Here is an 18,120-nt window from a genome sequence, read left to right on the forward strand (position 1 = left end):
GGCAGAAAAGCGTAGAAGCGAAGCTAATAGGGTTCGAAGAACCATTTTCCTAAACCCACATGGTTGACTTTTTACGGTGTAGAAAATCCATTTCGGCAGTTGCTTCTCTTGAGGAAGCTGGCACTTTGGGTGTTTTCTAGCGTTTTTGCGCTCTGGCGAAATAGAGTGTCCCAAATGTGTTACCTTTCATGATACTGCTGGCGAATTGTTTCGTCGCTCCGAAAATCACAAAAATCAGCCGCTTCAAGGTTAAAAAACGATCGAAATTTGTTTGTTTCATCACCGATTTTCGACCTGTTTTGAATTCGCCAGCAGTATCCTTTCATCTGGCCGGGTATCTTACGCCTATCTACAGAAACGTGATGCGGAAAACAGTCATTGATTTTCTGTCGCCATTAATCTAGTCGCCTCATATGGCGAGTTTGTTACCCACAGGCCAATTTACGTGTTTCATTCCGTCATGCAATTGAGACCATTAACCTGCTCGATCTTATTTAGGATAATGTCTAATGCTGTCATTTTATCGCGGCTCCTGGAGACCACACTGGCTGATGCAGATGAGACTCAAGCCCAACGTTTGGCTCGGGTGTCGCCTATTGCGTGGCGGCACATAAACTTTCAAGGCCGTTACAATTTCCGTCAAATTTCTCAGGTCCCGGATATTGATGAACTTGTGGGGAAGCTAAAGCTATATCCGATTTCGCTCATCGAGTCGCTGGATTGAACCTTTTTGAGGGGTTGGGCAAAAACCCCCAAACACCGATTCAACGACACATCAAGGTGCGCGGAAACAAAAGTCCGTACGATGGCGACTGGGTCTATTTGGCAACACGACGTGGAAGACAACCCGGCCTGCCTAAACGAGTGGCGACCCTGCTCAAATGGCAAGCTGGCAAATGCGCTTATTGTGGATTGTATTTCGGTGCAGAGGATAAGTCAGAAGTTGACCACATCATCTCCAAAGCACGTGGTGGACATGATGGGTATAACAACTGGCAGCTTCTTCATGCTCATTGTCACCACCAGAAAACTGTTAAAGATGAGAAACTTAAACAGCTAGCAGCTTGTCGGAGAAGATACGTTTCTCCGAACAAAAATGATTTCGGTGTAAACTTTGGGTATGGCAAGAAAATTCAGAACTGCTGATTACGAAAAGACCCTGGACCTGCAAATCACCTTGCGCGATGTCCTGCCACCCGACCATTTGGCTCGCTTCATTGTCGCTGTCGTCGCCCAACTTGATTTGGGGATCATGTATAGAAAGTATAGCGAGCAGGGTGCGCCACCATACGCCCCGGAAGTGATGTTGGGATTGCTGTTCTACAGCTATGCCAGCGGCGTATTCAGTTCGCGCAAGATTGAACGCGCCACCCATGAGGTGATTCCCTTTCGTTTCATTACCGGTGACATGCACCCCGACCATGACACGATTGCGGCTTTCCGCCAACAATTTCTGGCTGAACTGAAAGAGTTGTTTGTCCAGATACTGTTGATTGCCCAGGCGATGGGCTATTTGCAATTGGGTAACGTCAGTCTGGATGGCAGCAAAATCCATGCCGATGCGTCCAAGAGCAAAGCGGTCAGTTACCAGCGGCTGTTGGCTATCGAAGCCTATCTGCAAGCCGAAGTCGAGGAGTTGTTCACTTTGGCTGAAGTTGCCGATGGAGGACAACTGCCCGAAGAGATGAACATTCCCGATGAGATTGCCCGACGCCAGCAGCAATTGGCGCGGCTGGCCGAAGCCAAGAAGGTGCTGGAGGAACGCGCCCAGGCCCGGTATGAAGCCGAGCAAGCCGAATACGAGGCCAAGATGCAAGCCCGGGCCGAAAAGACCGACCCACAGGGAAAAAGCCGCCGGGCAAACCACCGCAGCCACCCACTCCAGGACCCAGAGATAAAGACCAGTACAACTTCACCGACCCCGAATCGCGCATCATGAAAAACGCCACCAACAGCGGCTTTGACCAACATTATAACGTCCAGGTAGTGGTTGACCATGACAGTCGTCTGGTAGTGGGCAATTGGTTGTGTGACCATACCAACGATAAACAGGCCGCCCTGCCAATCTCGACACCGTACCACCAGTCGTGGGTCAGCCGAAAAGGTCAATTTGGACACCGGCTATTTCAGCGAAAACAACATCGCCAGCTTGGAAGCGCGCGGCATTGACCCCTACATCGCCACCGGTCGCAGCCCACACCATCAGGGTTGGCGTGCCTTTTTCCTGGACAATCCCAACCCGCCACCCAATGATGCTTCCGTCAAAGAGCAAATGGCTTACAAACTGCAGACCACCCTCGGCAAAGCCACCTACCGTTTGCGCAAATCGACGGTTGAACCGGTTATCGGTATCATCAAGGAAACCTTGGGTTTCCGTCAGTTTTCTCTGCGAGGCCTGGTTGCTGCCGGTGGCGAATGGACATTGGTTTGTCTGGCTTACAACTTGAAACGATTGCATACCTTGCAGGTTGGTTGATGGGGCGTTATTGCCCCCTGCCTGATGCCGAAAACGGGCTGTAAACCGTGCAAAATTCATGGTAATGAGGCCAATATGAGTTGCAAACTGCTTGTCTTGATGCTTTGAAATCGTTATTTGTCTATCATCGGGCCTTCAGAAGATATTTTTCCGACAGCCTGCTAGAGCCGCTTATGCAAAAGGAGGAAACCCGTGGCTGAAAGCCGAGATGATATAGTGCCCGCAGAAAGAGCGCAAATTGTGATAGAGATGATGTCGCCGAACCGACCTTGGGGAAGAGTAAAGCAATTGGCTGAAACGTATCAACTGTCGCGACAGACACTGTATGACATGACCACCACAGGCAGAGATGCCTTGATTCGCGCCATGATCCTGGACAGCATGGCCCGCAACCCCAGCAGAGAGATGTAGTAGTGACGAAGAATCGTCTGCAACGGAGTGTGCTGACTTTGAGTGAACAGGGAGTCAGCCAACGTGGCGTGAAAACCTGTTTGTCCGAAATGTTGGATACAAGCGTCTCGTTGGGCTGGATCAATAGCGAGTTGGCTGACCTGGAAGATGTCGCTCAACAGGTGAACCAGCGGCTTGAACCAGCGAGCAACGAGACGTTGGCTGGTGATGAGATATTCGCCAATGGGTTGCCCAATCTGTTGGTGGTGGGGAATGATTCGCTCTACATCTATGCCTTGACCCGTCAGGACGAACGAGATGGCGACACTTGGGGCTGTGTCTTGCTGGACGTACCCGAAACCAGGCAGTTTGCTTCCGATGCCGGTACCGGTTTGGCAGCTGGTGTGAAAGCGGCCGCATTGAGTCACCATCAATTGGATTGGGACCACTTGCTGCGTCCCATGTGGGGTCAAGCAACCCGCTTGGAAGAGCAAGCCTACGCCGCCCTGATCAAAGTGGCAGAACGAGAAGCGCTCTTTGACAAATCGCAAACAAGCAAGCGCCTGCAACAGCATCTTGCTAAATGGGAGGCATTGGTGGCTGAGGCCGACAAGAAAATAGAGAAGCTGGATGCTTTTGCCCAAATTGCCCGTAAAGTGGATGCCTACTTCGCGCTCATCGATCTGGAAACAGGTCAATTGGTCGATGCTGAAAAGGGTATGGCTCACTTGCAAGTCTTGGGTGAACAAATGACCACCTTCTCGGGTCGCATTTACAAGAAACTGGCAACTAATCTGCGAAACTGGGCAGCCAGCTTGTTCACTTATCAAGCACTGCTCTCTCCAGAGTTGGCAGTTTTGACCAACCAATACGGCTCTGAAGCCATAGCTGCCCTGTGCCGCATCTGGCAATGCGAAGCCGATGAAAAACGGCGTCACCTTTCGCTGCCCGAAAAGAAAATCGACAGCAGATTTGGCAGCAAGCGCTTGATACCGCCTATCTTTGCCTGGGCGACAGCCGGCTTGGCTCCGCTTGGGAGGCTGTCACGACGCTGCTGTCCCATCCTTGGCGCGGGAGCATGTTGGCCGAATGCGTCAATAGTTTGTTGAGACCGATTCTTGACCGGCGCAAGCACACCGACCAGGGCTGCCTGGATTTGTTTCGCTTCCTTCATAATGTACGCCCCTTTCTGCGGGGCAAAGGAGCAGGTCATAGCCCGGCGCAACTAGCGGGTATCTCTTTACCTGATGACCCGCTTTCTTTATTGGGGCTGGCGCCTAAAGTGTCAAGCTAACTTCATGGGTTTTTGAACCATGCCGAAAACTGAATACTGAATACCGGATACTGCTAACAAGCGCTTCTTTTACAGCCCACCCTCTTCAGTTACAATCGGCCCATGAAAATAGCAATCCTTTCTGATATTCATGGCAACGTGGCCGCGTTGGAAACTGTTATGGCCCACATAGACGCCTGGCAGCCCGACCAGGTCATCGTCAATGGCGACGTAGTGAATCGTGGGGCAGATTCGCCCACCTGCTGGCAAATGGTTCGGGCGCGGCGAGCGCAGCAGGGCTGGCGCGTGCTGGGTGGCAACCATGAAACGTATGTTTGCAAACACGCCAACCCGGTCCCAGATGTGGAACATGTCGGCGTGCGCGCCGACATCAATAAAAATTCGCGCTGGACTTACCAGCAGTTGAACGGGCATGTAGCCGAATTGGCGGCCCTGCCGCCCCTCACCGAACTGGCGGCTGCCGATGGCAGCGTGCTGCGAACAACCCATGCTTCCATGCGCAGCAATGAAGACGGCATCTACCCGACTTATACAGACAAAGAGATTCAACCCAGAATTGCCCCGGCAACGGCCGTTTTTGTCACCAGTCATATCCACGTCGCTTATACCCGGCTGATAGGCCAGACCTTGTTGGTCAATACCGGCGCAACCGGCAACTCGGTGGATGGCGATACACGGGCCAGCTATGCCCAGATCATCTGGCGCAACGGGCAGTGGCAGGCGCAGATTGTGCGCCTGGCCTATGACAGAGCGGCCACCGACCGGGCTTTTTTTAACTCCGGCTTCATGGCCGAGACCGGGCCATTAGCCTGGTTGATCTACCACGAATGGCAAACGGCCAGACCGCTGCTGCTGCCCTGGCGCAAGGGCTGCAAAGACGCCGTGCTAAACGGGCAGATTTCGCTGGAACGCAGCGTAAGCGAATTTTTAGAACAGCAGGGAATCGTTCAGACCAGCCGTTTATAGAGCGCTTCAAACAAGGGGATGATGACCCGCCAATCGTATTGGGCGGCAAACTGCTGCGCGGCCATGCCCAGGCGGGCGCGTTCGTCGGGCTGGGCCAGCAGGTGAAGAACGGCCGTGCCCAATCCTTCCGCCGTCTCGGCCAGCCAGATTTCACGGCCGTGCTGCACCGGGAACCCCTCCGCCCCCACCGGCGTACTGACGATGGCCTTGCCCGCGGCCATCGCCTCAATCAGTTTCAGGCGCGTGCCACTGCCTACGCGAAAAGGCATGATGATGATTTGCCCCCCGGCCAGGTAAGGCTGCACCCGCGCCACCCACCCCGTTATGGTGACGCTCGGCAGCCCACGCAGCCGATCCAACCGGGCATGGGGCTTTTGCCCGACAATGGCCCAGGTGGCCGACGGCCGCTGCGCCACAATGTGCGGCCACACAGCATCGGCAAACCACAAAACTGCGTCCACGTTGGGCCGGTAATCCATCTTGCCGCTAAACACCACGTCAAACGGGATGGCTTCAGACTCCTCCAGCCGGTACTGGGTCACGTCAATGCAGTTGGGGATCACGGTGACGGGCGTCACATTGGGCAAATGTTGGGCGTCGGTGGCCGATACGGCCGTGACGCCATCGGCCATGCGGCAGGCCCAGCTTTCAAAGCGAGCCAATCGCCGCACCTGCACCCAGGAGTAAACGGCCGTCGGCCAGCGGCGCGGGTTGGCAAAATCAGTCTGCATGTTGCGCCGCTGCAATTCCGTCTCGGCGTTGTGGTTGTCGAAGACAATTTTGCTGCCCGGACTAATCTGGCGCACGATTTCGATGCTGCGAGCCAGTTCGATGCCCTCCACCTGCACCACGTCAAAGGCAGCGGCCGTTAGCAAGTCGCGCAGCCGGGCGTTAAAAGCCGGGCTGTACAAGCGGTGGGCCATGTCTGGGCGGCGAGTGGTTAACATTTGCCACAAACGCTGCGTCTTGCTGCGCGACGGGGCCGGGATGGTCTCGATTCGTTGACATAATTCAACCAGTGGCGCATAACTTTGTGGGTCAGCCGACTGGTTGTCTTCCACAAAACTGAGTAGGGTGATGGAATGCCGCTCGGCCAGCCCGCGAATGATGTGGAAATTACGCAGGCTGGTTCCCTGGTGCGGCGGATAAGGTAATTGAGGAGTAAGCAGGAGCAGGTTCATGGTTTAGTATCCGCGATAAAGCGCCAGGGTTTGCACGGCCGTTTGCCGCCAGCTAAATGTTTGCGCCTGGGCATGGCCTCTGGCGATCATCCCGGCGCGCAGGTCAGAATCGGTCAGCGTGCGGGCCAGGGCTGCGGCCCAGGCTGTTTTGTCGTCGGGGTCCAGCAGCCAGCCGGCGTCGCCGGCCACTTCCGGCAGCGAGCCACGATTGCTGACGATAACCGGGCAGCCGCAGTGCATCGCTTCCAGGGCGGGCAGGCCAAAGCCTTCATAGTGCGATGGCGTCACCAATACCCCGGCGCCATGGTAGAGATGGGCCAACTGCTCGTCGTAAACGCCGCTTAGGTGGCGCACATGGTCGCGCAAGCCCAATGCCTCGATGGTGGCAAAAATCTCGTCATAAATCCAGCCTTTGCCGCCCACCAGGATCAGGGGAATGTCTACGGCCGTTTCCTGCCGCAGCAATTTGTAAGCCCGCAGCAGCATGGGCAGATTTTTGCGCGGCTCCAACGTACCAACAAACAGAATGAAACCGCGCGGCAGGTTATATTGGCTGAGGGTTGGCTGGATGGCTTCAGGGGCAAACGGCCGTTCATACAGCGGATTAGCCGCCAGGTGAATGGTCGTCACCTTCTGCGGCGGCACGCCCAACTGCTCAATCAGGTCGCGGCGGGTGGCGTGGCTGTCGGCGGAAATGTGGTCGGCTCTTTGCACCGCCCAGGCGATTTGCCCGGCATAATAACGTCGGCTTTCAGCGGTAAGAAATTCCGGGTAGTAGATAAAGTTCAGGTCGTGGACGGTGATGATGCTGCGCCGCGCCCCGGCGGCCGGCGGAATAAAGTCTGGGCTGTGCAGCACGTCCAGCCGGTGGGGCAGCAGTTCGGCCGCCAGAGCCAGCCGTTCCAGTCGGTGGTGGCTGGGTGTCCACAGATTGCGGCGGCGGAAATTGGCGGCGGGTGGGAGATAGGAACGGCCGTCTCTGCGGCTGTGAAAAATGGTGTAGGCATTGGTCGGGTCTATCTCCGCCAACGCCTGTACCAGATGCACCGTATATTGGCTAATTCCTCCCATCTGGTAAAAAGGCAGCCGCGCATCTATCCCAATGTGCATGGTCGGATTTTAGTAGAGCGCTTTACTTTCCGCAACGAGCAACAAAGCGTTTAATGAAGCTGCGACCAATCCGGGTCGGGATAGACATAAATGAGCGGCAGGCTGAACAACGTGACAGCGAACTTGACGATGAGATTGAAGAGGAAGATTTGCCCGACGGCCGTCCACGGAAACACCCCCCCAAACGCCACCACCGCAAAAATCGCTGTGTCAATGGGAATGCTAACCGCATTGCTCACCAACACCCGCGCCCACTGCTTCTGCTGTGTGATGCGGGTGACAAACCAGTGATACGCCTCAGTATCGGCCATCTCGCTGACGACTTCGGCCAGAATAGAGGCCAGCACAATGCGCCATAATGGGCCAAACACCAGCGCATACGCCGCGCCAAACAGCCCATCAGGGTCGGCGACCGGGTCGCTGGCGACCGACGCCGCCCAGCCGAGATACAAAACCATCAAGACGTTAATCACCGCTGCCGTGATAATCAACGCCTGAGCATTGCGTTTACCCCAAATTTTATGCACCACGTCGCGCAGGGTGAAGGTGATAGGGTAGATAAACGTACCCATATCCACCGCCAGCCCGGCCACATTGCCAATCCGCAGACTGGCGACATCGGCGACCATTTGCGCGGCGATGTAGGCGGCCACCACAACCAACGCGATGATCGGCATAGATTGGGCGATCGGCCCGACCGCCTTCAATTGAATAGGTTCCTGGGAATTTACAACAGACACAGACATTCTCCTTTGTTTTGTTAAGGCGGGAACTACGACCGCCGCAGTATTTGATAGGCCGGGTGTTCTGCCACCGGCGCAAGGGTGGGGAGTATATCAGATTGGGCGTATCTGTTGTAGCGTCTGCAAACTTTCGCTGGTTATCGCGGCGAAATCCAGCCCGGCGGCCAGGTGCTGCGCCACAGCCGTCTGCTCTGGTGTAAATCTCGCCTGTAATTCGGCATACTGGGCAACGGCCGTGCGCCGTGTCTCCGCCAACAACTCCGGCTGCCGCAGCACAAAGGCCAGCACTACCAGCGGACGCAGGCCCGGCTCTTGCCCCGCCCACAGAACGGCCGTGCGCGCCAAGACTTCCAAAATCGTCGGCCGGTCGCCCACCTCGTGGGCAATAGACAGCGCTTCAGCCAGATACCGCGCCGCCGCGGCCATGTGCCCGGCCACGTAGTTCGCCTGCCCCAGATTGCTCAACGCATGAGCCAGCCCGGATTTAATGCCCAGCTCCCGGTAAACCTGCACCCCCTGAGCCAGAAACGTCTGCGCCGCGGCAATCTGCCCATCCTCCATAGCGATTTGTCCCAGGTTGTTATAGGCAATCGCCACCCCCCAAAAATCACCCACCTCTCGGTATAGCTCCAGCGCCTCTTGTTGATAGCGGGCGGCGTCGGCATACGCTTTGGCGCTGACAGCCACGTGGCACAAACCGGTAATAGCGTTGGCCGTGCCCACCGTATGGCCTATCTCGCGGCAGATCGCCACCGACTCTCGCAGCGCTTCTTCAGCCACCTGGTAATCACCCAAAGCGCAGTAAACCAGCCCCAGGTTGTTTTGCGACGAGGCGATGCCGCGCCTGTCGCCGATTTCGCGGCGAATAACCAGGCTTTCCTGGCCGGCATGCCGCGCCGCCGCGAAAGCGCCCTGCCGCCGTAGAACCAGGGCCAGGCTGCTGAGCACATTCGCCATGCCCCAACGGTCGCCCGACGCCTGGTACTGCGCCAGACTTTCCCGAAAAAAGCCCTGAGCTGCCTCATAATCCCCTTGAATATGGGCCATGTAACCCAGCCCATACAGCGGCAAAGCGCTCTGCTGCAGTGCGCCAAGCGCTTGAAAACAAGCCAGGCTCTCCTGATACAAAGCGATGGCCTCTTCGGGCGGGGCAGTAAATTCCAGACAGCGGGCCTGGCGGGCCAGGAGTTCACTGCGCAGCAGACGATGACCGGGGATGGCCGGGGAGACAGCCGTAACCGCCTGAGCAAATACAACCGCGCCTTCCTGGTACCAGCTCCGCAGCGCATAAAACAAAAAGAGGCTCTCCAGACTGGCCTGAAGCAGCTCGGCGGCGTCTGCGCCACCAGCAGCTATCTGCGCCACAGCCCAATCCCACGCCTGGCGCACGTTGGCGATTTCGCGGCCAACAACCAGCAGCGCCTCTTCCTGGCCGGCGCCCTTGAGGGCGATTTCATACCCGGCCAGGAACGAGAGGTAATGGTGGGCGTGGCGCACGGCCGTCTGCTCCGCTTCCCCAGGATAAGTGGCTAATTTGTCAGCGGCAAACTGGCGCAAGAGTTCGTGGAGCTGATAACGGCCGTCACCCACCCGCCGCAGCAACGACTTGGCCGCCAGACGCGCCAGCACCGGTGCGGCGGCATCGGCCACCTGGGCGGCGGCCAATCCGGCAAAGCCACCGCGAAACAAGGCCAGCCGGGCAAAAAACAGCCGTTCGGCGGCTGGCAGCAAAGCCCAGGAATGCTCAAAGGTAGCCTGCACGCTGCGCTGACGCTCCGGCGCGTTGCGCCAGGAGGCAGTCAGCAAGGCCATGTCGTCTGCCAGGGCGTGGGCCACGGCAGCGCAGCTCAGGTCTGGGACCCAGACGGCGGCCAACTCCAAAGCCAGGGGCATCCCCTCCACCAAGCGGCAAATAGCGGCCACCGCCTGCCAATCGGCCGGCGTCGGCGCAAAGCTGCGGTAGGCGCGCTGGACACTGCGAATGAACAACTGCGCCGCTTCATCGGCCGCCGCCAGGGCAGAACCATACGGCAGCCCTTCCACCGCGTACAACCACTCCTCACGCAAATCCAACCGCTGGCGCGACGTGACCAGGAAGGTCACGTCTGGCGCGCCGGGCAGCAAGGCGGCGATCAGTTCGGCCACGCCGGGCAGGTGTTCGACGTTATCCAGCACCAGCAGGAGCCGTTTCTGGCGCAAATAGGCCAAAAGCTGCGCGGCCGGCGGCTCTTTGCCGTACAACGTCAAGCCAATGGTCTGGGCAATTGTCGGGATGATCAGCCCGTCGGATGGAACGGCCGCCAGCGCCACCCAATAGACGCCATCGGCATACAGACCCAGGTGGGCTTCAGCCACCTGCATCGCCAGGCGGGTTTTGCCAATACCGCCAGGACCAACCAGGGTGATGAGACGGCCGTCCGGGTCGGCCAGCATCTCCGCCAATTCGGTGCAGGCCACCGCCCGCCCAATAAACGGGGTAGCCGCCGGGGGCAGGTTGATGGTAGACGGCCGTTTGGCGGCCGACGACGGCGCGGCGCAAATCCTTTCATACAAGGCCAGGGTCTCGCGGGTGGGTTCGACGCCCAATTCACGCGCCAGCGCCCGGCGGCAGGTTTCGTATTGGGCCAGGGCGGCGCTGCGCTGCCCATCTTCGGCTAGCAAACGCATTAATTGGCGGTGCGCTTCTTCGCGCCACGGCTCCAGGCGTACCTGCTGTTGGGCATAACGTCGGGCGGCCGCCAGATCGCCACGCCGCTCATAAAAATCGGCCAGGTGGCCCAGCGCTTCGACGGCCTGACAATGCAGCCATTCCCGCTTTAGCAGCGCCCATTCCTCAAACGGCGCGCTGTCGGAAAGCAAAAAGCCGGCCAAAAAATCGCCGGAATAAAGGGCGAGCATCGCTTCCAGCCGCTGCAAGCAGGGCAGGCATTGGCCCATCTGGCGATGACGATGATGTGTACAGTTCTCGACCAGGGCGGTGAACTCGGCCACATCCAGCCAGACCTCAGCCTGGGGATTGAACTGGACTTCGTGCCGGTCTATCAATAAGAAGGGTGGCGTCGGCGCAGCGGCGCTGGCGGAGTCGTCGCTGTCGCCGAGGGCCTGGCGCAGATTGGAGAGGGCCTGGCGTAAGTTTTGGCGGGCGCGGGCTTCGGGCTGATCCGGCCAGAGGAGGGCGGCCAGGCTTTCGCGGCGGTGCGGCTGCCGGCGTTCGACCAGCAGATAGACGAGAAGGGCGCGGGCTTTATCGGTGGCAAAGTCGGTAACGGAACGGCCGTCGAAGACAACCTGGAACGAGGCAAACAAGGTGATCTTCAGTGCAGCCATGACCCCTACCACTATATGCAACAAATACACCAAGACCAATACGCTTCAACCATTTTACCGCTTAACCGCCAGGACACAAAGCATCCCCTGCTATTTTTGACGATTCTTTGACGCCGCGCAGTTACAGTGCAAGGGTCGCCGTGGCTGTCATTCGCCGGTCAATGACGCACAACGAATGAGGAATGACAGATGGCGGATTATTTATATCAGGCGTTTGCACCGGTGGGGGCCATCCAACGTGTGCCAACCGACTACCAGCATTTACAAAAGGAGACGATTCATGAAAGCGATACGCGCCCTGTTTTTTGGATTGTTGGGGACGGCCGTCCTCTTCAGCCTCTTTTCGTTCAAGTTGATGGCTCAGGAAACGGCCGTTACCGCCAGCGGCTACGCCCCGGCGACAACCATTATCGTCAACAGTGGCAAAGACCTGGATACCAGCGATGGAACCACCTGCGCCACCCAACCCTGCACCCTGCGCCGCGCCGTCATCCAGGCCCGCACCAGCCCTAAACCCGTCCTCATCACCTTCGACATCCCGGCAACGGCCGAAGAGGGTTACAACAGCACCCTGCAAATCTGGAAAATTCAGTTTAGCGGCATCTCCAGCGCGGCCAACGCCACGCTGCGCTACCTGAATGGCGACATCACCATTGACGGCAGCACCCAACCCGGCGGTCGCACCACCGACCCTAAAATCATCCTGGTGGGTCCTGGAACCGGCCAGTGGGATGGGCTAAAGCTGGGCGAAACAGGCGTCCAAAACAACAACCAGATTCGCGGCCTGGGTTTTCAGATGTTCAAAACCCACATCTATGTCAATTCCAGCGGCAACCTCATCGAAGACAACTGGTTTGGCCTGAGTGACGATGGCACAAATATTGTCCTGCGCGGCGGCGGGCAAAATGATGGCAGCGGCAATACCGGCATTTCTGTCGGGGCCAACATCGCCAACAACGTCATCCAAAACAATGTCTTCACTGGTCTGGCCGGGGTCGCGGCGGCCATCAATGGCAACGACACCACCTTCGCCAACAACTACGTGGGAACCATCGCCAATGGAACCGTGCCCGACAAGACCACAGATCCCAGCCTGATCTGTTTGCAGTGGGATTGGCTGGGCGGCAGCGGCATCAGCCTCAGCGGCAGCCGTAACCTGGTGGAGAACAACATCTTTGCCGGTTTGCGCATCGCCGTCAGCCCGCCCACCATTCAGGCCGATACCATTCGCATGGGCGGCAGTTACCACATTATCCGGGACAACAAAATTGGCCTGGACGCGGCCAACGCCGAAATCGGCGTTTGCGGGCGGGGTATTTATCTGTTGAGCAGCACAAAATTTAACCAGATCACCACCAATCAGATCATCCGACCGGGGCTTTCGGCGATTTCTTTGAACGACACGCCGGTGGTTTCCACATCGGACGCCAATACACTGCGCGGCAACGTGATCAAAAAATTAACGCCCTGGGGGGAAATCGAAGGCAACAACAGCCCGGAAGACGCCATCCAGATGACCAAAAGCCTGCCAGACGCCTTCCGCAATTTTAAACCGGCGCAGGTGACGAGTATCAGCGGCACGGCCGTTAGCGGAACCAGCGGCGCGGGCAGCCCTTGCCCCAACTGCATCGTCGAACTATTCCTGGACGATACCGATACCATCACCGAGACGCTGCAATCGTTGGCGGTGGTGACGGCCAATGCCAACGGTAATTGGAGCGCTACGCTGCCGGCGGCGCTGACGGCCGGACAAGGGCTGCGTACCACCAGCACATCGGCGCAGCACAACACCATCCCCGGCATGAGCCTGGGCACAACGACGGGGTTGTCTGGCTTGTATACACCCGGCTACAAAGTGTATTTACCTATGGTCAGGAAGTAACGATCACAACAAAACCTGACAGGTCCTCTGAGACCTGTCAGGTCTAGGAGACAGATGGACACAGATTTTCTATCTGTAAAATCGGTGTAATCGGTGGATACTTTCCAGGGAGAAATACCATGAGGCAGAGCAGAAGGAAACCACGTTATTTCGCCTATTTGCTGCGCCTGTGGGAAACAGAAGACGGGGGACGGCGCGTCTGGCGTGCATCGCTGGAATTTCCGGCCACCGGTGAGAGGCGCGGTTTTGCCTCGTTGTCTGAACTCTTTGCTTACCTGGAGGGTGAGATTTCGTCAGAAAAAGAGAAGCCCACTGAAAGGTAAATATAGTGGTGTAGAGTGTTCAGTGTGCGTTTTCCAGAAGTAGCGCCGACTGAAAACTGGTCACTGAACACTGAATACTGATCACTGATTCACACGAGACGGCAAGACATAGCTGTACAGGTTTTCATCTTCGCCGGTCAGAAATAAACGGCCGTTCCCCACCACCAAAGCCACACGCGAACGCGGCTGCGGTTCTGTTTGCCAGCGCATTTGCCCGGTCAAAAGCTCCAGGCAGTACAGCCGATTGTCGTTGCTCTGGAAAAACAGGGCGTCCTGGTCCGCCGCAGGCGTGGAACGCGGCGCGTTGAACACACCTTCCAGATGGGTACGCCATACGGCCGTTCCCCCCGCCACCTCCACTGCATGAACAAAAGCATTGTCGCTGCCCAGGTAAAGCCGTCCGTCTGCCAGACGAAAGCCCGGCGACCAATTTTCAGTTGGGTAGCGCCATAATTCAGACCCATCGGCCGCCGCCAGCCCAAATACCACATCGGTATAGGCCAGAAAAAACAGACGTGAACCATCTACAGCCAATGATTTTAAGAACCCGTCTTGCCGCTCCACCGTCCAGATAAGGCGCCCCGTTTGTTTGTCGAAAGCGTGCAGGCGGATGTGCCCCCCTTCGGGGACTTTCTCTTGCCCCAACTGGCTGCCGCCCACAAAGAGCGTGGCCTCGTTGGCCGCCGGGGTGATGAGGGTGTACACGGCCGTCTCCTGCGCCCATTCCACCTGCCCCGAAGCAGCATCCAGAGCATACAGCCAGGCCCGACCGGCCGCGTTTGGCGTGACGCCCGGCCCGACAAACGCCGTTCCGGCAAACAATCGTCCATCATCTACCAGCGGTGGCCAGAGCATCTCGCCCACCACCGGCTGCTGCCAGCGGATTTGCCCATTGGCGGCGTTCAGGGCCAACACCCGGCCCGGCGCGCCGACAAAAATGATGTCTTCGCTGGCGGCCAGCGAACGGGACCAGACGCCACCATCGGGCGCGAATCGCCACTGCTCTGCGCCGGAATGGGGGTCCAGGGCGATAACCGCCGCAGCTGTGGTCGCCACCACATACCCACCTGCCAAAACCGGCGGTGAAGCCAATCCATCGCCTAAGTCACGCTGCCACTGCCAGGCAGGCACGGCCGTCAGCAGATCGGCCGGCGCCCCCGGCCGGGCGCAGCCCAACAACAGCATCAGCCACAGCCAAAATCCCGCCCGCGCCACCCGGCGGCCGTAGACCATCAGAGTGGCGCGAGAAGGACGATGGGGAGACTGTTTTACGGCCGTTGGCTGCGCGGGCATTCACCCCCAAATCTCATCACTCGTCATCCGCCAAAGAGAGCAAGAAATTGACCATCAGATCCATTTCTTCATCCGACAACCGCTGCCCAAAGTCCACCGGCATGGTCAGAGCTTGGTCTTCATACCCCTCAACAACAAAAGCGCGGGGATCAACGATGGATTGATGCACGTACTCTTCAGCCGAGAGGCCGGGCACACGAGATGCGGCCACCTCGCTCAATTCGTCCCAACCAGGACCAATCGTTCCCCCGCGCCCCAGCGATTCGCTGCGATGGCAGGCAAAGCAGCCCATCTGCTGCGCGATAGCCACGGCCGCTTGCTGCCCTTCATCAATCATATAATCGGCCGTCTGGCTGCGGATGTAGGCGATTAACTGCCAACGCTCTGTCTCGGTGAGCATACTCTTCCAGGCGGGCATCGCCGACAGGAAAGGGGATTGTCCCCCGCCGTCGCTCAATCGCCAATACAGATAAGTGTCGGTCATAAATGGCAAATTGATCAGGGCCGGATCGGTCAAATTAACCGGTTTAGGCGCCAGCCCTTTGCTAAATTTTCCCTGGCCGTCCAAAGCATCGCCGTGACATTGCTGGCAGTCGTTGCTAAAGTATAGTCGCCTACCGGCGGCGATGGCTTCCGGGTCATTGGTAAACGGGTTTTGCAGCGTTTCATACTCAGCCGGAATTTGGGCTTGCCAATCCTCCAGGCGCACTTCGGCCAAAATGGGAACCTGGACGGGCACTTCAACCAGGTAAGGGACTTCTTCGTGGATGGTGTGGGTCCGCGTGAACGCACCGCTGGCGACCGCGTACAAAGAGAGCGCACCGCTGCTAACCGCCAGCAAGGAAAACAACAGTAAAGCCACGTCGGTCGCCACGACTGGCACGCTCGGTTCGCGCCCTTTGACGCGGAAGCGATTGAGCAGCACAACGCCGATCACGCCGCCGAAGACGGCCGTCAGCACCCCCAACAGCCCCAAGAGGACGGGATGAATGGTGGGTGTCGTAATGGTTTCCGTGATGGTGGATTCCGGGACACCCGGTGGGGGCGGATTGGCGGACGCGGCGACGAGAGTTGGCACGGCCGTTGGCGGCTGCCGCTCGGTCACAGGCGCGCCTAAAACACCCGCTTGCACCAGCGGACCATCCCGGTTGGTCTCTTCGATGTCAAATTCCCAACCGGGCGGCATCCGGTTGTCACGTAGGCGATGGCGCAAAACAGAATTGGCCCAATCGCCGGGCAGCACTACCGGCACGCCGGGCGGCGAAGAAAGCGCGTCGGCCCCGGTGAGAATGCCTTCATAGGAAGACAGGTCCATCTCGTGGCGCGAATCGGGCGAATTCTCGAAGTGGCATTCCGTACAGGCTTGCGAGCCGGTGAACCAGGCGTCTTCTTCGGTGAATAGGGGCAAAATGTCGGTGGCAAAGCTGCCGGTCTGGGCCGCGCCGTCTACGTTGGTCCAGGGGAAGCTGCCATCGGGCGCGCCCGCGTCTACCCAGGCGGCAATCAGGTCTACGGCGTAAACATCGCCGCCGCCCAACGTGAGTAGGGGACCGTCTCGATTGGTCTCTTCGATTTCAAATTCCCAATCCGGCGGCATCCGATTGTTGCGCAGCCGGGCGCGCAAGACGGAGTTCTGCCAATCGCCAGGCAAGATGATCGGCGCGCCGGGCGGCGAGGAGAGGGCGTCGGCGCCGGTGAGAATGCCGGCGTAGCTGGAAAGGTCCATCTCGTGGCGCGAATCGGGGGAAATCTCGAAATGACACTCGGTGCAGGCCTGAGAGCCGGGGAACCAGGCGTCTTCGGTGGTAAAGAGGGGCAAGATGTCTGTCGCAAAGAGTCCAGAACAATCGGCATCGTCCTCGGCGGTGAAGGGGAAGGGGACGCTTTCTGGCGCGCCGGCATCTACCCAGGCGCCAATGAGGTCTACGGCCGTTACCTCACATTGGCCTTTTGTTGACTGCGCGACTGAAGACAGACTGACCGTATGGGCGGGAACGGCCGTTGTTCGCTTAGACTCAGTTGAGGCTGCCGTCAGGGGTGTGACAAAAATAGCCACCATAGCGATCACCAAAGTGATCATCAAACCAATGCCAAATAACCAATTGCTCCTTTTTCTCATGGGACATCCCTCCTTCCGAATGCAATGAGCGCGAAACATGATGCCGGACACGGGCGCATAAAGAACTTAGGGGAGGAAACTAACACGACATTATTTTTAGGTTAAACTTTCGAAGAATCATCACAAACCCGAAAGGATCGCCTAGAACAATGTCGTGTTTAATGGAAACTATACGTGAAGCGAAACCAGAATGCCAAAAAATAGTTGATGAGATGGGCGATGCAGCCACGCTCTCCTTAATGATCCTGCTCGCCTGGCAATTATCGCGCATTCTGGCAGTGAGTCTGGTGGAAGAAACCTTGAATAGCAGAGCCCAAGCCCCAACAGAGTGGGGTCATTGTCAAATATGTGGCCGGAAGTTGCAGAGCAAAGGCTTTGCCCCTCGGGAAGTCAAGAGCATCATTGGTCTCATTCGCTGGCAGCGCCGACTGGGACGCTGTCCTAAGCGATGTGCCATTGGTCAGGTAGCGCCATTGGATGAGGCGCTGGGATTAAAGCCCAATCAAAAAAGCGATGATGGTTTGCGGCGGATAGCTTGCTTGACAGCCATTTTTGTGCCCTTTGAAACCGCAGCCATGTTGTTAAAAGAATTGAGCCAGGTCATCGTCACGCCGCAAAGTATCTGGGAGTGGGTTCAGGTGACTGGAGAAGAGATGATGAACCATTTGGTGGCCGAGTTAGCGGCGTTGAAACTGGGGAATGAGCCAGAGGCGGAAGCGTTGAGCGCGACCCTTGCCGCGGAAACTCTCCTGATGGGCGCTGACGGGGTGATGGTTCCCTTTCGCCCCCAAGCCAAGACAGCGGCGGGCAAAACAGTATGGCGCGAAATCAAGGTCGCCATCTTTGCCCGTTTAGGCAAGCATATCACCCGCGCGGGCCAGACGATGAGCCGCTTGCATCACCACCGCGTGACGGCTGTTTTGGGTGATGTGGACGACTTATCCGAGCGGATGTGGCTGGAAGCGCGCAGACCAGGCATCAAGGAGCGCCCCGCGTTGTCTGGTTAAGCGATGGCG

Annotated in this window: 14 protein-coding genes and 1 pseudogene; 9 read left to right on the forward strand and 6 right to left on the reverse strand. The window is 57.8% G+C overall.

What is annotated here, in order from left to right; all coding sequences use genetic code 11:
• The first annotated feature begins 502 nt into the window (after nucleotides 1-502).
• The 6 genes and pseudogenes from IPM39_11850 to IPM39_11875 all read left to right on the forward strand — a co-directional run bounded on the left by IPM39_11850 (nucleotide 503) and on the right by IPM39_11875 (nucleotide 5,126).
• The gene (locus IPM39_11850) at nucleotides 503-724 is read left to right on the forward strand and encodes a Tn3 family transposase (protein MBK8986754.1); all 222 of its coding nucleotides are present in this window, start codon (nucleotides 503-505) and stop codon (nucleotides 722-724) included.
• Entirely contained in the window at nucleotides 691-1,146 is a 456-nt protein-coding gene (locus IPM39_11855) for an HNH endonuclease (GenBank protein ID MBK8986755.1), read from the forward strand. Before IPM39_11850 ends, IPM39_11855 begins: the two co-directional genes overlap by 34 nt.
• A pseudogene (locus IPM39_11860) lies at nucleotides 1,121-2,476 on the forward strand (transposase). Before IPM39_11855 ends, IPM39_11860 begins: the two are co-directional and overlap by 26 nt.
• 192 nt (nucleotides 2,477-2,668) lie before the next feature.
• Nucleotides 2,669-2,887 (forward strand): hypothetical protein, encoded by a 219-nt coding sequence (locus IPM39_11865; GenBank protein ID MBK8986756.1) that lies wholly within the window; start codon nucleotides 2,669-2,671, stop codon nucleotides 2,885-2,887.
• 38 nt (nucleotides 2,888-2,925) lie between these two features.
• Entirely contained in the window at nucleotides 2,926-3,975 is a 1,050-nt protein-coding gene (locus IPM39_11870; protein ID MBK8986757.1) for a hypothetical protein, read from the forward strand.
• Nucleotides 3,976-4,262: 287 nt separating this feature from the next.
• Complete coding sequence (locus IPM39_11875) at nucleotides 4,263-5,126, forward strand: metallophosphoesterase (GenBank protein ID MBK8986758.1); 864 nt, start codon at nucleotides 4,263-4,265, stop codon at nucleotides 5,124-5,126.
• On the opposite strand, the gene IPM39_11880 is transcribed toward IPM39_11875, so the two are convergent.
• The 4 genes from IPM39_11880 to IPM39_11895 all read right to left on the reverse strand — a co-directional run bounded on the left by IPM39_11880 (nucleotide 5,108) and on the right by IPM39_11895 (nucleotide 11,487).
• The gene (locus tag IPM39_11880; protein MBK8986759.1) at nucleotides 5,108-6,307 is read right to left on the reverse strand and encodes a glycosyltransferase; all 1,200 of its coding nucleotides are present in this window, start codon (nucleotides 6,305-6,307) and stop codon (nucleotides 5,108-5,110) included. The genes IPM39_11875 and IPM39_11880 overlap by 19 nt on opposite strands.
• A 3-nt stretch (nucleotides 6,308-6,310) precedes the next feature.
• A complete protein-coding gene (locus tag IPM39_11885; GenBank protein MBK8986760.1) occupies nucleotides 6,311-7,417 on the reverse strand; it encodes a glycosyltransferase family 4 protein in 1,107 nt (368 codons plus the stop codon).
• Nucleotides 7,418-7,467: 50 nt separating this feature from the next.
• Nucleotides 7,468-8,163, reverse strand: coding sequence for a queuosine precursor transporter (locus IPM39_11890; GenBank protein MBK8986761.1), 696 nt, complete (start codon nucleotides 8,161-8,163; stop codon nucleotides 7,468-7,470).
• Nucleotides 8,164-8,253: 90 nt separating this feature from the next.
• Complete coding sequence (locus tag IPM39_11895) at nucleotides 8,254-11,487, reverse strand: tetratricopeptide repeat protein (protein ID MBK8986762.1); 3,234 nt, start codon at nucleotides 11,485-11,487, stop codon at nucleotides 8,254-8,256.
• A 280-nt stretch (nucleotides 11,488-11,767) separates the two neighbouring features.
• Here IPM39_11895 and IPM39_11900 point away from each other — a divergent pair, with 280 nt between their 5' ends.
• Complete coding sequence (locus IPM39_11900; GenBank protein ID MBK8986763.1) at nucleotides 11,768-13,369, forward strand: right-handed parallel beta-helix repeat-containing protein; 1,602 nt, start codon at nucleotides 11,768-11,770, stop codon at nucleotides 13,367-13,369.
• Nucleotides 13,370-13,488: 119 nt separating this feature from the next.
• Nucleotides 13,489-13,692: a hypothetical protein gene (locus IPM39_11905; protein ID MBK8986764.1), complete on the forward strand. Its 204-nt coding sequence runs from the start codon at nucleotides 13,489-13,491 to the stop codon at nucleotides 13,690-13,692.
• A gap of 81 nt (nucleotides 13,693-13,773) precedes the next feature.
• Here the strand turns inward: IPM39_11905 and IPM39_11910 are convergent, their stop codons facing one another.
• Together IPM39_11910 and IPM39_11915 are read right to left on the reverse strand one after the other, a co-directional pair.
• Nucleotides 13,774-14,985 carry a PQQ-binding-like beta-propeller repeat protein gene (locus tag IPM39_11910; GenBank protein MBK8986765.1) on the reverse strand — a complete coding sequence of 404 codons (1,212 nt, stop codon included), beginning with the start codon at nucleotides 14,983-14,985 and terminating at the stop codon, nucleotides 13,774-13,776.
• Between the two features lie 16 nt (nucleotides 14,986-15,001).
• The gene (locus IPM39_11915) at nucleotides 15,002-17,104 is read right to left on the reverse strand and encodes a c-type cytochrome (GenBank protein ID MBK8986766.1); all 2,103 of its coding nucleotides are present in this window, start codon (nucleotides 17,102-17,104) and stop codon (nucleotides 15,002-15,004) included.
• 359 nt (nucleotides 17,105-17,463) lie between these two features.
• Here IPM39_11915 and IPM39_11920 point away from each other — a divergent pair, with 359 nt between their 5' ends.
• Complete coding sequence (locus IPM39_11920; GenBank protein MBK8986767.1) at nucleotides 17,464-18,111, forward strand: hypothetical protein; 648 nt, start codon at nucleotides 17,464-17,466, stop codon at nucleotides 18,109-18,111.
• The last annotated feature ends 9 nt before the right edge of the window (nucleotides 18,112-18,120 follow it).

The sequence above is a fragment of the Candidatus Leptovillus gracilis genome, assembly GCA_016716065.1.
GTDB lineage: Bacteria > Chloroflexota > Anaerolineae > Promineifilales > Promineifilaceae > Leptovillus > Leptovillus gracilis.

What these genes read in the sequence shown, in the direction of transcription:
- IPM39_11890 (MBK8986761.1), bottom strand. Translation starts at nt 8,163, where the DNA reads ATGTCTGTGTCTGTTGTAAATTCCCAGGAACCTATTCAATTGAAGGCG.
- IPM39_11895 (MBK8986762.1), bottom strand. Translation starts at nt 11,487, where the DNA reads ATGGCTGCACTGAAGATCACCTTGTTTGCCTCGTTCCAGGTTGTCTTC.
- IPM39_11915 (MBK8986766.1), bottom strand. Translation starts at nt 17,104, where the DNA reads ATGAGAAAAAGGAGCAATTGGTTATTTGGCATTGGTTTGATGATCACT.
- IPM39_11905 (MBK8986764.1), top strand. Translation starts at nt 13,489, where the DNA reads ATGAGGCAGAGCAGAAGGAAACCACGTTATTTCGCCTATTTGCTGCGC.
- IPM39_11885 (MBK8986760.1), bottom strand. Translation starts at nt 7,417, where the DNA reads ATGCACATTGGGATAGATGCGCGGCTGCCTTTTTACCAGATGGGAGGA.
- IPM39_11875 (MBK8986758.1), top strand. Translation starts at nt 4,263, where the DNA reads ATGAAAATAGCAATCCTTTCTGATATTCATGGCAACGTGGCCGCGTTG.
- IPM39_11850 (MBK8986754.1), top strand. Translation starts at nt 503, where the DNA reads ATGTCTAATGCTGTCATTTTATCGCGGCTCCTGGAGACCACACTGGCT.
- IPM39_11900 (MBK8986763.1), top strand. Translation starts at nt 11,768, where the DNA reads ATGAAAGCGATACGCGCCCTGTTTTTTGGATTGTTGGGGACGGCCGTC.
- IPM39_11910 (MBK8986765.1), bottom strand. Translation starts at nt 14,985, where the DNA reads ATGCCCGCGCAGCCAACGGCCGTAAAACAGTCTCCCCATCGTCCTTCT.
- IPM39_11880 (MBK8986759.1), bottom strand. Translation starts at nt 6,307, where the DNA reads ATGAACCTGCTCCTGCTTACTCCTCAATTACCTTATCCGCCGCACCAG.